This window comes from Rhodanobacter sp. sgz306013 (assembly GCF_057031145.1).
In genome coordinates this window covers 362,192-376,115 of the sequence record NZ_JBXCIJ010000003.1, presented here as the reverse complement: position 1 = coordinate 376,115, position 13,924 = coordinate 362,192, and the positions used below count along the sequence as shown (strand labels likewise).

General features: G+C 68.2%; 13 protein-coding genes. 9 read left to right on the top strand and 4 right to left on the bottom strand.

The window, feature by feature from the left end; all coding sequences use genetic code 11:
- Positions 1 to 63: 63 nt before the first annotated feature.
- Positions 64 to 390 (bottom strand): ATP-dependent Clp protease adapter ClpS, encoded by a 327-nt coding sequence (gene clpS, locus AC2EWF_RS11335; RefSeq protein WP_483639474.1) that lies wholly within the window; start codon positions 388 to 390, stop codon positions 64 to 66.
- 114 nt (positions 391 to 504) lie between these two features.
- On the opposite strand from clpS, the gene AC2EWF_RS11330 reads away from it, so the two are divergent.
- From AC2EWF_RS11330 to hflD, 3 genes are read left to right on the top strand one after another with little or no spacing between them, the layout of a single operon-like run.
- A complete protein-coding gene (locus AC2EWF_RS11330) occupies positions 505 to 990 on the top strand; it encodes an NUDIX hydrolase (RefSeq protein ID WP_483639473.1) in 486 nt (161 codons plus the stop codon).
- Positions 987 to 2,099 (top strand): tRNA 2-thiouridine(34) synthase MnmA, encoded by a 1,113-nt coding sequence (gene mnmA, locus AC2EWF_RS11325; protein ID WP_483639472.1) that lies wholly within the window; start codon positions 987 to 989, stop codon positions 2,097 to 2,099. The genes AC2EWF_RS11330 and mnmA overlap by 4 nt, the downstream gene beginning before the upstream one ends.
- A gap of 20 nt (positions 2,100 to 2,119) precedes the next feature.
- Positions 2,120 to 2,746 carry a high frequency lysogenization protein HflD gene (gene hflD, locus AC2EWF_RS11320; protein WP_483639471.1) on the top strand — a complete coding sequence of 209 codons (627 nt, stop codon included), beginning with the start codon at positions 2,120 to 2,122 and terminating at the stop codon, positions 2,744 to 2,746.
- On the opposite strand, the gene AC2EWF_RS11315 is transcribed toward hflD, so the two are convergent.
- Positions 2,743 to 3,648, bottom strand: coding sequence for a LysR family transcriptional regulator (locus AC2EWF_RS11315; RefSeq protein WP_483639470.1), 906 nt, complete (start codon positions 3,646 to 3,648; stop codon positions 2,743 to 2,745). The genes hflD and AC2EWF_RS11315 overlap by 4 nt on opposite strands.
- Before the next feature lie 202 nt (positions 3,649 to 3,850).
- Between AC2EWF_RS11315 and acnA the strand changes: the two genes are divergently transcribed.
- The gene (acnA, locus tag AC2EWF_RS11310; RefSeq protein ID WP_483639469.1) at positions 3,851 to 6,601 is read left to right on the top strand and encodes an aconitate hydratase AcnA; all 2,751 of its coding nucleotides are present in this window, start codon (positions 3,851 to 3,853) and stop codon (positions 6,599 to 6,601) included.
- Between the two features lie 178 nt (positions 6,602 to 6,779).
- Positions 6,780 to 8,459, top strand: coding sequence for a long-chain-fatty-acid--CoA ligase (locus tag AC2EWF_RS11305; RefSeq protein ID WP_483639468.1), 1,680 nt, complete (start codon positions 6,780 to 6,782; stop codon positions 8,457 to 8,459).
- 115 nt (positions 8,460 to 8,574) lie between these two features.
- Here AC2EWF_RS11305 and AC2EWF_RS11300 read toward each other — a convergent pair whose 3' ends face one another.
- Entirely contained in the window at positions 8,575 to 8,937 is a 363-nt protein-coding gene (locus AC2EWF_RS11300; RefSeq protein ID WP_077485156.1) for a PilZ domain-containing protein, read from the bottom strand.
- A 721-nt stretch (positions 8,938 to 9,658) separates the two neighbouring features.
- On the opposite strand from AC2EWF_RS11300, the gene AC2EWF_RS11295 reads away from it, so the two are divergent.
- From AC2EWF_RS11295 to arsC, 4 genes are read left to right on the top strand one after another with little or no spacing between them, the layout of a single operon-like run.
- The gene (locus tag AC2EWF_RS11295; protein WP_483639467.1) at positions 9,659 to 10,618 is read left to right on the top strand and encodes a segregation and condensation protein A; all 960 of its coding nucleotides are present in this window, start codon (positions 9,659 to 9,661) and stop codon (positions 10,616 to 10,618) included.
- A 17-nt stretch (positions 10,619 to 10,635) separates the two neighbouring features.
- On the top strand, positions 10,636 to 11,472 hold the full coding sequence (scpB, locus tag AC2EWF_RS11290) for an SMC-Scp complex subunit ScpB (RefSeq protein ID WP_483639466.1): 837 nt from the start codon (positions 10,636 to 10,638) through the stop codon (positions 11,470 to 11,472).
- A 12-nt stretch (positions 11,473 to 11,484) separates the two neighbouring features.
- Entirely contained in the window at positions 11,485 to 12,909 is a 1,425-nt protein-coding gene (locus AC2EWF_RS11285; RefSeq protein WP_483639465.1) for a pseudouridine synthase, read from the top strand.
- Positions 12,909 to 13,247: an arsenate reductase (glutaredoxin) gene (gene arsC, locus AC2EWF_RS11280; protein WP_483639464.1), complete on the top strand. Its 339-nt coding sequence runs from the start codon at positions 12,909 to 12,911 to the stop codon at positions 13,245 to 13,247. The genes AC2EWF_RS11285 and arsC overlap by 1 nt, the downstream gene beginning before the upstream one ends.
- A gap of 49 nt (positions 13,248 to 13,296) precedes the next feature.
- Here the strand turns inward: arsC and AC2EWF_RS11275 are convergent, their stop codons facing one another.
- The gene (locus tag AC2EWF_RS11275; RefSeq protein WP_483639463.1) at positions 13,297 to 13,887 is read right to left on the bottom strand and encodes a hypothetical protein; all 591 of its coding nucleotides are present in this window, start codon (positions 13,885 to 13,887) and stop codon (positions 13,297 to 13,299) included.
- Positions 13,888 to 13,924: the final 37 nt, after the last annotated feature.

The window sequence follows — 13,924 nt, the reverse complement described above, 5'->3', positions numbered from 1 at the left end:
ATGCCGCGATGGCTACATGGTGGGGGCAGCTAGGTCATTTCCATAGTGCCGCCTGGGCGGCCGCTAGAGCTTCTCCATGGTGCACAACAGAGGGTGCTGATGCGAGCGTGAATATTCGTTGACCTGGGTGACCTTGGTCTCGGCCACCTCGCGGGTGAACACGCCGCACACGCCCTTGCCGCGGGTATGCACGTGCAGCATCACCTGCACCGCGCGCTCCTGGTCCAGGCCGAAGAAGCCGCGCAACACCTCGACCACGAAGTCCATCGGCGTGAAGTCGTCGTTCAGCAGCACCACCTGGAACAGCGGCGGCTTCGCCACCTCCGGTTTCGCGGTCTGCACCGCCAGGCCGTGGCCGCTCTCGTGTTCGTTTTGTGGTTCGTGGGCCATGGATGACGGGTGTTCCTTCGACGGTTGCGATTATACGCTGGCCACCCGCACGCTTCGCGGCGACCGCTACGACAGGTAGTGGCACAATGACGGCTTTTCCAGCCCCCGTCCGTCATGCCGCCTGCCGCCACTACCGACGCCATCTGGCGCCCCCATGTCACCGTGGCCTGCGTGGTAAGCGACGGTGCGCGCTACCTGATGGTGGAAGAGGAGGTGAACGGCCGGCTCGCCTACAACCAGCCGGCCGGCCACCTGGAGGATCGCGAGCGCCTCGTCGACGCCGCCGTGCGCGAGACGCTGGAGGAAACCGGCTGGACGGTACAGCCCAGCCACCTGATCGGCGTGCACCAGTGGCGCAGCACCGAGCACGGCGAGGGCGTGCTCCGCTTCAGCTTCGCCGCCCGTCCGCTGGCCCACGATTCCGCGCGGGTGCTGGATACCGGCATCCGCCGCGCGCTGTGGCTGAGCCGCGCCGAGATCGCCGCGCTGGGCGAACGCCTGCGCAGCCCGCTGGTGCTGGAAAGCATCGACGCCTGGCTGGCCGGTGCGCGCCTGCCGCTGGACGCGCTGCACTGGCTGCCCGACCCGGCCGCGTCATGAAGGTGATGCTGGGCATCTCCGGCGGCGTCGATTCCTCGGTCGCGGCGCTGCTGCTGCAACAGGCCGGCCACGCGGTCGAGGGCCTGTTCATGCAGAACTGGGAGGAGGACGACCGCGACGGCCCCTGCACCGCCGACGCCGACCGCAAAGACGCCGTGGCCGTATGCGGCCGGCTGGGCATCCCCTTCCACGCACGCAACTTCGCCGCCGAATACTGGGACGGCGTGTTCGAACACTTCCTCGCCGAATACCGCGCCGGCCGCACGCCGAATCCCGACGTGCTGTGCAACCGCGAGATCAAGTTCAAGACCTTCCTCGACGAGGCGCGCGCGCTCGGCGCCGAAAAGATCGCCACCGGCCATTACGCCCGCGTGGACTGCCGAAACGGCGAGTGCCGCCTGCTGCGCGCGGTGGATGCGGCCAAGGATCAAACCTACTTCCTGCACGGGCTGGGTCAGGCCCAGCTGTCCGCCACGCTGTTCCCGGTCGGCGAGATCACGAAGGCGCAGGTGCGCGAGATGGCCCGCACGGCCAACCTGCCCACCCATGCGAAGAAGGATTCCACCGGCATCTGCTTCATCGGCGAGCGCGACTTCCGCAGCTTCCTCGCCCGGTACATCCCGGCCCGGCCCGGCGAGATGCGCACGCCAGGAGGCGAGCTCGTGGGCGAACACCAGGGCGCGATGTACTACACGCTGGGCCAGCGCAACGGCCTGGGCATCGGCGGCCGCCGCGATGCCAGCGGCGAGCCGTGGTACGTGGTGGGCAAGGACGTGGCGGCCAACCTGCTCTACGTGGCCCAGGGCAACGCGAACCACTGGCTGGACTCCCGGCTGCTGCGCAGCGAGGCGCCGACCTGGGTGGCCGGACATGCCCCGGCCGCGCATTTCCGCTGCACCGCCAAGACCCGTTACCGCCAGGCCGACCAGGCCTGCGAGGTGCGCGTTCTGGACGCTGGCCTTGAAGTACGCTTCGACACCCCGCAACGTGCGGTGACGCCCGGCCAGTCGGTGGTGCTCTACGCCGGCGAAGCCTGCCTCGGTGGCGCGGTGATCGCCGCCACCGACGCGCCCTTCGGCGGCCTGTCCCCCATACATGACGAGAATTGACGGTGCTTGATGCTTTCGCGATGAACGAGGAACGCGTGCTGGCGCTGGCCGGCCTCTACCAGGCCTGTGCGCTGGTGCAGCAGCTGGCCAACCAGGGCCGCTGCGACGAGAACGCGATGGATGCGAGCATCGCCAGCGTGTTCCGCATCGACGCACCGTCGGTGGTCGGCGTGTACGGCAACATCGCCGGCGTGCGGCTGGGGCTGCGCAGCCTGGTGTCCCAGCTCGACGAGAGCAGCGAGGACATGGCGGTGACCCGCATGGCGATGACCGTGATGCGGCTGGAGCGCAGCCTGTCCGGCCGCCCGGAGCTGCTCGACCGACTGCAGCAAGGCATCCGCGCCACCCAGCGCCAGGTGGAACATTTCGGACAGGGTTCGAACCAGGTCACCGCGCGCCTGGCCGAGCTGTACACCTCCACTCTGTCCACCCTGCGCCCGCGCGTGATGGTCAACGGCGATCCGCAGCACCTGCAGCAGCCGGCCATCGTCGAAAAGGTGCGCAGCAGCCTGCTGGCGGCGGTACGCTCGGCCGTGCTGTGGCGCCAGCTCGGCGGCCGCCAGTGGCAACTGCTGCTGTTCCGCCGCCAGTGCAGCATGCTGGCGCGCGGCCTGCTCACCGGCGCCACGCTGGACAGCGGGCGCTAACCGGCCAGTTTCAAGCCCGGCAATTGTTTCGCCAGGGCACGCAGCAGCTTGCCGAAGGCCGCCAGGTCGGCGCCCCATGGCGTGGCCTCGCGCCAGTACAGCGCGATCTCGCGGCCCGGTGCCTGTCCCCTGATCTTCGCCAGCACGATGTCGGGTTTGGAGGCCAGCCGCTCGTGCGCCAGCGCGGGCACCAGGGCGTGGCCGCCGCGCAGGCTGACCAGGGCGGCGAGGCTTTCCAGGCTCACGTCCTGCACGTGGCCGTCGCCGTCGGCGTGGCTCTCGGCCATCAGGATGGCATCGGCCTGTTCCAACTGGTCGAGGGCCACGCTGCGCTGGCCGGCCAGGGGGTGATCGGCGCGCAGCATCGCCTCCCACGGTTCGAAGAACAGCGGCTGCATCGCGATGCCGCTGGCCGCCGGCGTGAGCGGTGCCAGCACGGCGTCGAGTTCGGCCTCGTGCAGGCGCCTCAGCAGTCCGCGCGGCTTGCCCTCGGAGATGCCCAGCCGCACGCCGGGGAAATGCTGCGGGAACGGGGCGATCAGGTGCGGCAACAGGTAAGGCCCCAGCGAGGCCGGCACGCCGAGGCGCAGCTCGCCGCCGAACGCCACCGCGCCGGCGCGGGCGGCCTGCTGCAGCAGTTCGCCCGCGGCGAGCACGGCGTCGATTCGCTCCAGCAACCGGTGGCCGCCCGCGGTGGGCACCACCTTGCGTCCGCCACGTTCGAACAGCGGCGCACCGAGCGCCTGCTCCACTTTCTGCACCTGGTGCGACAGCCCGGACGGGCTGATGTGCATGGCCCGCGCCGCGCTGTTGAAGCTGCCGTGGCGATGCACCGCCTGCACCAGCGCGAGGTCGCGCAGCGAGACCGCCGCCAGCGCCGTCGAAATCATCGAATGCTGCATGTCATGAAATGCGTTTGTGCCGGACTGCACCGGCGCCCATGCTATACGGCATCCGGCCGCCCCGCCTCCCCGACGCTCGGTGTCGCAGGCCGATGCGCAGCGATCACACCGTGTTTGCGCGATAATTGCGATCTTTGTCGGCCGGACACGGCCGCCTTCCCCGTTCAACCGTCCCAGCAGGAATTCGCCAGGAGCCTTCCCCATGAAAGATTCATTCCAGGTACGCGACACCTTCGAGGCCAATGGCAGGAAATACAGCTTCGCCAGTCTCGCCAAGCTGGGCCAGCGCTTCGACATCAAGCGCCTGCCTTACTCGATGAAGATCCTGCTGGAGAACCTGCTGCGCCACGAGGACGGCGTCAACGTCACCGCGAAGGAGATCGAGGCGGTGGCGAAGTGGGACGCGAAGAAGGAGCCCGACACCGAGATCGCCTTCATGCCCGCGCGCGTGGTGCTGCAGGACTTCACCGGCGTGCCCTGCGTGGTGGACCTGGCCGCGATGCGCGACGCCGTGGTGAAGCTGGGCGGCGACGCCAACCAGATCAACCCGCTGGCGCCGGCCGAGCTGGTGATCGACCACTCGGTGCAGGTGGACGTGTACGGCTCCGAGTCTGCGCTGGAGCAGAACGTCGAGATCGAGTTCGAGCGCAACCAGGAGCGCTACAGCTTCCTGCGCTGGGGCCAGAAGGCGTTCAACAACTTCAAGGTGGTGCCGCCGCGCACCGGCATCGTGCACCAGGTGAACCTGGAGCACCTTGCCCGCGTGGTGTTCACCAACGACAAGAACGGCGAGAACTGGGCCTACCCGGACACCGTGTTCGGCACCGACTCGCACACCACCATGATCAACGGCATCGGCGTGCTCGGCTGGGGCGTGGGCGGCATCGAGGCCGAGGCCGCGATGCTGGGCCAGCCCTCGTCGATGCTGATTCCGCAGGTGGTGGGCTTCAAGCTCACCGGCAAGCTGGCCGAGGGCGTGACCGCCACCGACCTGGTGCTCACCGTCACCCAGATGCTGCGCAAGCTGGGCGTGGTGGGCAAGTTCGTGGAGTTCTTCGGTCCGGGCCTGAGGCACCTGGCGCTGGCCGACCGCGCCACCATCGCCAACATGGCCCCGGAGTACGGCGCCACCTGCGGCATCTTCCCGGTCGACCAGGAGGCGCTGAACTACCTGCACCTGTCCGGCCGCGACGAAGGCCAGATCAAGCTGGTCGAGGCCTATGCCAAGGCCCAGGGCCTGTGGCACGACGAGCACACCGCCGAGCCGGAGTTCACCACCACGCTGGAACTGGACCTGGCCGACGTGAAGCCCTCGCTGGCCGGCCCGAAGCGCCCGCAGGATCGCGTGCTGCTGGACGGCGTGCAGAAGAACTATCGCGAGGTGATCGGGCCGCTCACCGCAAACCGCGCCCCGCGCGACAACGCCACCGCCGAATTCATCAGCGAGGGCGGCTCGGCGGCCATCGGCAACGCCGCCAACGGCATCACCAACGGCGGCGTACGGGTGGAGAAGGACGGCGAGAGCTTCAAGATCGGCGACGGCTCGGTGGTCATCGCCGCGATCACCTCCTGCACCAACACCTCCAACCCGGCGGTGATGCTGGGCGCCGGCCTAGTGGCGAAGAAGGCCGCGGCGAAGGGCCTGAAGGCCAAGCCCTGGGTGAAGACCTCGATCGGGCCAGGCTCGCTGGTGGTCTCCGACTACCTGGAAAAGACCGGCCTGCTGCAGGAGCTGGAGAAAGTCGGCTTCTACATCGTCGGCTACGGCTGCACCACCTGCATCGGCAACTCCGGCCCGCTGCCGGCGGAGATCAGCAAGGGCATCGCCGAGGGCGACCTCGCCGTGGCTTCGGTGCTGTCCGGCAACCGCAACTTCGAGGGCCGCGTGCACCCGGAAGTGAAGATGAACTACCTGGCCTCGCCGCCGCTGGTGGTGGCCTACGCGCTGGCCGGCACGCTGGACATCGACCTGACGAAGGACGCGATCGGCACCGGCAACGACGGCAAGCCGGTCTACCTCAAGGACATCTGGCCGACCAACCAGGAAATCTCCGACACCATCGCCGGCGCGATCAACCCGGAGATGTTCAAGAAGAACTACGCCGATGTGTTCAAGGGCGACAGCCGCTGGAACCAGATCGCCTCGCCGGACGGCGCGGTGTACGCGTGGGACGATTCCACCTACATCAAGAACCCGCCCTACTTCGAGGGCATGACGATGGAACTGGGCAAGGTGGAGGACATCCACGGTGCCCGCGTGCTCGGCCTGTTCGGCGACTCCATCACCACCGACCACATCTCGCCGGCTGGCTCGATCAAGAAGGACAGCCCGGCGGGCCGTTTCCTGATCGAGAAGGGCGTGGCGCCGAAGGACTTCAACTCCTACGGTTCGCGCCGCGGCAACGACGACGTGATGGTGCGCGGCACCTTCGCCAACATCCGCATCAAGAACCAGATGCTGGACGGTGTCGAGGGCGGCTACACGAAGCACGTGCCCTCGGGCGAGCAGATGGCGATCTACGACGCGGCCATGAAGTACAAGGCCGAGAAGACCCCGCTGATCGTGCTCGCGGGCAAGGAATACGGCACCGGCTCCAGCCGCGACTGGGCGGCCAAGGGCACCTTGCTGCTGGGCGTGAAGGCGGTGATCGCCGAGAGCTTCGAGCGCATCCACCGCTCCAACCTGGTCGGCATGGGCGTGCTGCCGCTGCAGTTCAGGGACGGCGAGAGCGCGAAGTCGCTGGGCCTCGACGGCTACGAGAGCTTCGAGATCACCGGTCTGGCCGGCGGCGAATCGAAGGAAGCGAAGGTGGTCGCCACCGGCAAGGACGGCAAGAAGAAGGAGTTCACCGTGAAAGTGCTGCTGCTCACCCCGAAGGAGCGCGACTTCTTCCGCCACGGCGGCATCCTGCAGTACGTGCTGCGCCAGCTGGCCGGCAAGAAAGCCGCCTGAGCACAGCCGCGGCACCGTCGAGCCAAGGCCGCCCCGATGCGAACCGGGGCGGCTTTTTTACGCCCGCCGCAAGGCGTCCCGCAGCTTGCTGCTGTACGCGACCGTATGCTCCAATGCCGGAAGGGGGTGTCGCCATCCTTTTGCCTCGGCGGCCACGATTCAGGAGTCGAACAAGCACATGAGCAACGAGCGTCCGTGGCTCGACCACTATCCGCAAGGCGTGCCTGCCGAGATAGACCTCCATGCCTATGCCTCGGTGGTGGCCGTGCTGGAGGAATCCTTCCAGCGCTACCGGGACCGCCCCGCGTTCGCCAACTTCGGCAAGGTGCTCAGCTACGGCCAGATCGACCTGCTCAGCCGCCAGTTCGCAGGCTACCTCACCGGCGTGCTCAAGCTTGGCAAGGGCGATCGCATCGCGATCATGATGCCGAACGTGCTGCAATACCCGATCGCCCTGTTCGGCGCGCTGCGCGCCGGTCTCATCGTGGTCAACACCAACCCGATGTACACCGCGCGCGAGCTGAAGCACCAGCTGGAGGACTCCGGCGCCAAGGCGATCGTGGTGCTGGACAACTTCGCCGCCACCCTGCAGCAGGTGCTGGCCGAGACCGCGGTGGAGCACGTCGTCACCACCGGCATCGGCGACCTGCTCGGCTTCCCCAAGGGTGCGCTGGTCAACTTCGTGCTCAAGCATGTCAAGAAAATGGTACCGGCCTACAGCCTGCCGCAAGCGGTGCGTTTCCGCGACGCGCTGGCGCAGGGTGCCGCGCATCCGCTGCCGCAGGTTACGCTCGGCCACGGCGACATCGCCTTCCTGCAGTACACCGGCGGCACCACCGGCGTGGCCAAGGGCGCGATGCTGACCCACGCCAACATGATCGCCAACATGCTGCAGGTCGGCGCATGGATCGGCGAAGCGCTGCGGCCGGGCGAGGAGGTCGCCATCGGCGCACTGCCGCTGTACCACATCTTCTCGCTGACCGCCTGCGGCATGGTGTTCGTGCGGCTGGGCATGCACACGGTGCTGATCACCAATCCGCGCGACATGCCCGGCTTCGTCAAGGAACTGAGCAAGGTCCCCTTCTCGATCCTGCCCGGGGTCAACACCTTGTTCAACGGGCTGCTCAACACACCCGGCTTCGCCGAGCTGGATTTCTCGCACATGAAGATCTCGCTGGGCGGCGGCATGGCGGTGCAACGCGCCGTCGCGGAGCGCTGGAAGAAGGTCACCGGCTGCCCCCTGTCCGAGGCCTACGGCCTCACCGAAACCTCCCCCGGCGTCTGCATCAACCCGGTCGACCTCAAGGACTACAACGGCTCGATCGGCCTCCCGCTGCCCAGCACGGACGTGGCGATCTGGTCGGAAGAGAACCGGCCGCTGCCGATCGGCGAAGTGGGCGAGCTGATGGTGCAGGGCCCGCAGGTGATGAAGGGCTACTGGAACCGTCCTGACGAGACCGCCAAGGTGCTGGGCGACGACGGCTGGCTGCACACCGGCGACATCGCCCGGATGGACCAGTCCGGCTATGTCTACATCGTCGACCGCAAGAAGGACATGATCCTGGTGTCCGGCTTCAACGTGTATCCGAACGAGGTGGAGGACACGGTGATGCAGCATCCCGGCGTGGCCGAGGTGGCCGCGGTGGGCGTGCCGGACGAGCATTCCGGCGAGGTGGTGAAGTTGTTCGTGGTGCGCAAGGATCCGGCGCTCACCGTCGACGCGCTCAAGCAGTTCTGCCACGACAATCTCACCGGCTACAAGCGGCCGAGGTTCATCGAGTTCCGCGACACGCTGCCCAAAAGCAACGTGGGCAAGATCCTGCGGCGCGAGCTGCGTGATGAGAAGAAGGCCGACTGACCGCGATCCGGGGCTCGGGGTCCGGGACTAGGCGAAGCGCCTGTCCCCGTTTCCCGGCCGCCTCGCCAGGGGCGGGTCGAGTGAGGGCTGTCGAGTGAGGGCTTGCGCCGCGCGCTCAGTTCTTCCAGGACTCGAGGATGTCCGCGTAGCCGCCCAGCAGGTTCCACAGCGGCACCTGCTTGTCCTCCGGGATGCACACGTAGGAAAAGCCGATGTGGTGGTCGGCGACGCGCGCCACCTGCGCCTCGAGATGGATGTGCAGGTCGCTGCCGAAGATCATGTCCAGCAGCCAGGTCTGGCCCACCTCGCCGCCCCAGCCCAGCGGCCGGCGCAGCAGCGCGCCGGTCGCGGAAATGTCCACCAGCTCGGTGGGATGCGATTCGACGCCGCGGCTCATCAGCACGGTCGTCTCGATCTGCATGCGCGCCGGACGCAGGCGTTCGGATTCGCCACTCAGCTTGTTGTCGTCCTTCGCCATGCTGCGCTCCTTGTGTGTTGCCTTCCCGCCACCGTGGCGGTCCCCGCGGCCCGACTTCGCATGGTGTCCGCGATCACACCCAAGCAAACCGTGTGCCAGCTCCTGTTTGGCCGCGCAATGCGCCCTCTTGCACGCGTTTTCGCCCACGTCGACTGACGCGTGCTCGCCGTGTCGGACCCTCAGGGTCACCTTGCGGCTCGCCGGATCGCATCGCGGCTCCGCGTGCAACCCCGTTATTGTACGCGCCGACCGGTCGCCCGTTTCGCGTGCGCCGCGCGTTGCATGCGCTGGACTTGTCGCCGGCCAGTCGCTACTCTGTCATCCACGCGTGGCGCCACGACCAGAAGCCGACCAGTCGATCGGCCGCAGCGATGGCGCCCACCCGATGCCCCAGGCAGATCGACCGACTTGTCGGTGACGTTTCTCTTGTCACCGCACCGCCTTGTTCCCGCCAGACGCGCTCCGCGTCCCGTGCCGGCACCTGGCTGCAACGCCCGCATGCCTGATCGAACCGCGACACGCGGCTTCGTCACGCCGGCAGCGACAAGGGGGAGCCGGACTTTGTCCACGAGGCATCGTGCGAAACCGCTTTACCGAAGTGCCGCCTCGGCTCCACGATCCATGCACGGGTTCGGCCCGGATCGTCCTGCGAGGCAACCGTTTCGCCCATGATGGATCCAGACGCATTGCCGGCCGCGGGGCGGCCCAACGACACGCATCGATGAGCACCGAGCCAGTCGGGCCACAGCGCCCGGTCGTATCGCAGGACAATCACGCGACGCCCCCGCAGCAGCAGGAAATGCCGCTGGCGGTCGTGCGCGGCGAGCCGGTGTTGCAGATGCCGCAGGACCTGTACATCCCGCCGGACGCGCTGGAAGTGTTCCTGGAGGCGTTCGAGGGCCCGCTGGACCTGCTGCTGTACCTGATCCGCCGGCAGAACCTCGACATCCTGGACATTCCGATTGCCGAGATCACCCGGCAATACATGGAATACATCGACATGATGCGGGAAACGATGCGGCTGGAGCTGGCCGCCGAGTACCTGCTGATGGCCGCGATCCTGGGCGAGATCAAGTCGCGGCTGCTGCTGCCCCGGCCGCCCGCCGAGGAAGGCGTCGAAGAGGATCCCCGCGCCGAGCTGGTACGTCGCCTGCAGGAGTACGAACGCTTCAAGAAGGCGGCGGAGGACATCGAGGCGCTGCCACGCATGGAGCGCGACACCGCGCCGGCGCAAGCCGACACCGGCGAGCGCAACGTGATCAGGCTGCCGCCGCCGCTGGACCTCAAGGAAATGCTGCTGGCGCTGAAGGACGTGCTGCACCGCGCCGAACTGTTCGGCCACCACGCGATCAAGCGCGAGGCGCTCAGCGTGCGCCAACGCATGGGCGAGCTGCTGGGCAAGCTGGAGGGCCAGGCCTTCCACCGCTTCGAGACACTGTTCGACGTCAGCGAAGGCCGGCTCGGCGTGGTGGTCACCTTCCTTGCCATGCTGGAGCTGGCCAAGGAAATGCTGATCGAGATCGTGCAGGAGGCCCCGCTGGCGCCGATCTACCTGAAGGCACGGGTGGAACACGGCGAGGAACCGCTCGCCGACGGGGCGGAGAACGAGGCGGCGGATGACCCCGCCGCACAGGAATCGGCGTTCGAAACCACCGACGCCAGCAACAACGGCACTCACTGAATCGGCACCGAAGGCCCATGCAGATCGAGCAACTCAAACCCATCGTCGAGGCGGCTCTGCTCGCCGCCAGTCAGCCGATGAGCATCTCCCAGCTCGGCGACCTGTTCGCCGAGACCGACGAGGTCGGCCACGAGCAGATCGCGCGCACGCTGGAAGCGCTCGCGGCCGACTGCGAAGGTCGCGGCGTGGAGCTCAAGGAGATCGCCTCCGGCTTCCGCTACCAGGTGCGGCAGGAGGTGCACCCGTGGATCTCGCGGATGTGGACCGAGAAGCCCAGCCGCTACTCGCGCGCCCTGCTGGAGACGCTGGCGCTGATCGCCTATCGCCAGCCGATCACCCGCCCCGAGATCGAGCAGATCCGCGGCGTGGTGGTGTCCAGCAACATCGTCAAGACACTGGAAGAGCGCGAATGGATCCGCGTGGTCGGCTACCGCGACGTGCCCGGCAAGCCGGCACTGTTCGGCACCACCCGGGCCTTCCTCGACTACTTCAACCTGAAGTCGCTGGACCAGTTGCCGCCGCTGTCCGAGATCCGCGACATGGAGGATCCGCAGATGGGCTTCGAGCAGACACCGCTGCCGGCCCGCGTGATCAAGGACCTGCCGATCGATCCGGACGAGGAAGCCGGCGAGGACTCAACGGCCAGGGACGAAAGCACCGCGGCCGAAACCGCCGAAGCCACCCCGGCCGAAGAAGCGCCCGGGCTGCCGCCGCATGAAACCGCCACAGCGGACGCCGAGACCGGCGAAACCGCCGCCGGGGCACGCGCATCCCTTGAACCCGAACCCGCCACTGCCGACGAGGCAGCGGCCCCCGCGGATGTCGACGACGACACCGCCGCACAGCATTCCTGAGGAGTACCGCGCATGACTGCGCCGCAGAAATCCATCCTTTCCCTCAAGCGCGCGCCGCTCACCGAGAGCGCGCCGCTGGAAGAGCGCCTGCACAAGGTGCTCGCCAACGCCGGCCTCGGCTCGCGCCGCATGCTGGAACAACGCATCCAGGCCGGCGAGATCGAGCTCAACGGCAGCCCGGCCACCATCGGCACCAGCGTGCACGCGGGCGACCGCGTGGTGATCGACGGCAAGCAGTTCGTGATCGCCACCGACAACCGCGGCGACGTCGAGGTACTGATCTACCACAAGCCGGAAGGCGTGCTGACCACCCGCGACGATCCCGAGGGCCGCCCCACAGTGTTCGAGCAGTTGCCGCGCCTGAAGGGCGCGCGCTGGGTCGCCGTGGGCCGCCTCGACATCAACACCACCGGCCTGCTGCTGCTCACCACCGACGGCGAGCTGGCCAACGCGCTGATGCACCCGCGCAACGGCATCGAGCGCGAATACCTCTGCCGCGTGCACGGCGAAGTGCCCGACGAAGTGATCGAGAAGCTCAAGGCCGGCGTGGAGCTGGATGACGGCCCTGCCCGCTTCGACGAGATCGCGGTGATCAGCCGCGGCGGCAGCCACAGCTGGTTCCGCGTGGTGATCCGCGAAGGCCGCAACCGCGAAGTGCGCCGGCTGTGGGATTCGCAGGGCTTCCTGGTCAGCCGCCTGAAGCGCATCCGCTACGGCGGCCTCGAACTGCCACGTACCCTGCGCCGCGGCGATTGCGCCGCGCTGGACGAAGAAGCGGTCAAGCAACTGCGCCAGACCAGCGGCCTCGGCGCACCGCAGCCCGTGCTCACCCTGAGCCCCGTGCTGCACCAGCGCCGCGCCAACCGCAATGTCACCGAATACCGCCCCGAGCGCGGCGAAACCGCCGCCTGGAGCGGCGGCTACCACGACGAGGCACGCGAGCTGCGCGCCTTCGACCGCATCCGCGAAGAGCCGCCGCGCGGCCGCCAGAAGCAACGCGCACCCGGCCGCGAAGTGAACGGCAACGTGGCGCGGCCCGAGCGCTCCCCGGGCGCAGGCCTGCGCAAGAAGAACAAGCGCGGCGTCGCGCCTGGCCAGGAGCTGCCCTCGGTACGCACGTGGTTCGCCGGCGACAGCCGCGACGGCACCGCCCGTCCGGCCGGTGCACCCGGCAAGCGCCGCGGCGGCAAGCCCGGCGGCGCCCGCGCCGGCACCGGCCAGGCCGGCTTCGCGCCGGCCAACCCTTACGGCGGTTTCGGCGGCAGCCACGGCGGCAGCAGCCATGGCCACGGCAACGAAGCGCGCCCCGGCGGCAACCGTCCGGGCGGCCGCGGTCGCCCGCAGGGCCAGGGCGGCAACCGTTCGCCGCAAGGTGGCGGTCGCCCCGGCGGCAACCGCCCGCACGGGCGCGGCGGCAACCGTTCCGGCAATCGTTGATGGTCCGCATCTACCATCACGCCCGCTGCAGCAAATCGCGCGAGACGCTGGCGCTGCTGGAAGGCCGCGACGTCGAGGTGATCCACTACCTCGACACGCCGCCCGACGCCGCCGAACTGAAAGGCCTGCTGGCACTGCTCGGCATCCCGGCGCGCCAGCTGCTGCGTCGCGGCGAGGCCGTCTACAAGGAACTCGGCCTTGCCGACCCTGCGCTGGACGACGAGGCGCTGGTCGCCGCGATGGCTGCCCATCCGGTCCTGATCGAGCGCCCCATCGTGGTCGCCAACGGCAAGGCCGCGATCGGCCGGCCACCGGAAGCGGTGCTGGCGATACTCTGACTGCCCTGGCGGATGCGCGAGGCCCGCACCCGCCAGCCGTACCAGCCGCTCAATCGTCGTCGGGCGTCACGCGCGTCGCCACGACACTGCCCTGGACCTGGCCGAGCCTGGTCTTTCCGTCAGGGGCGTACTGGGTCAGCGTGAAGTCCCCGGAATAGCTGTTGTCGTTGCGATCCAGCCTTACGTATTCGCGGATGTTGGTCGGCCCGATGTAGGTCTTGCCGGTGGGATCCCAGCTCATCGCCCAGTGGTTGAGTCGATAGGTTTTCGGCCCGGTCCGCGTCCACACGCCCATGCAGAAGCTCTGCGTCACGGGCGCCCGCCCGGAATTCATGATCTCGGTGCCGTCGGCATGCCAGGTGGCGAAACCCTGGTCGAGCACGGTGCCGTCGGGTATGTCCTGGTCGCCCTTGGCGGTGAAGGTGAACCGGTACAAGCCCGTGACCGGCTCTTGCTCCTGCAAGGGATTGACCATGCCGGGTACTGCCTGCAAGAGGCTGGACTGGGCCCCGTCCACGACCAGGGCGACGGGCATGCCGACCGCCTCGCCGCTGGCGCCGCAGGCTTTTGCGGCATGGCAAAAAAGCATCGACAGACCGATCGCGCCGAGCGCGAAGGCAGCATGCGTGCGAGTATTCATGGTGTTCCCCTCGATGGTTGGTCGGGCGGCACGCCTT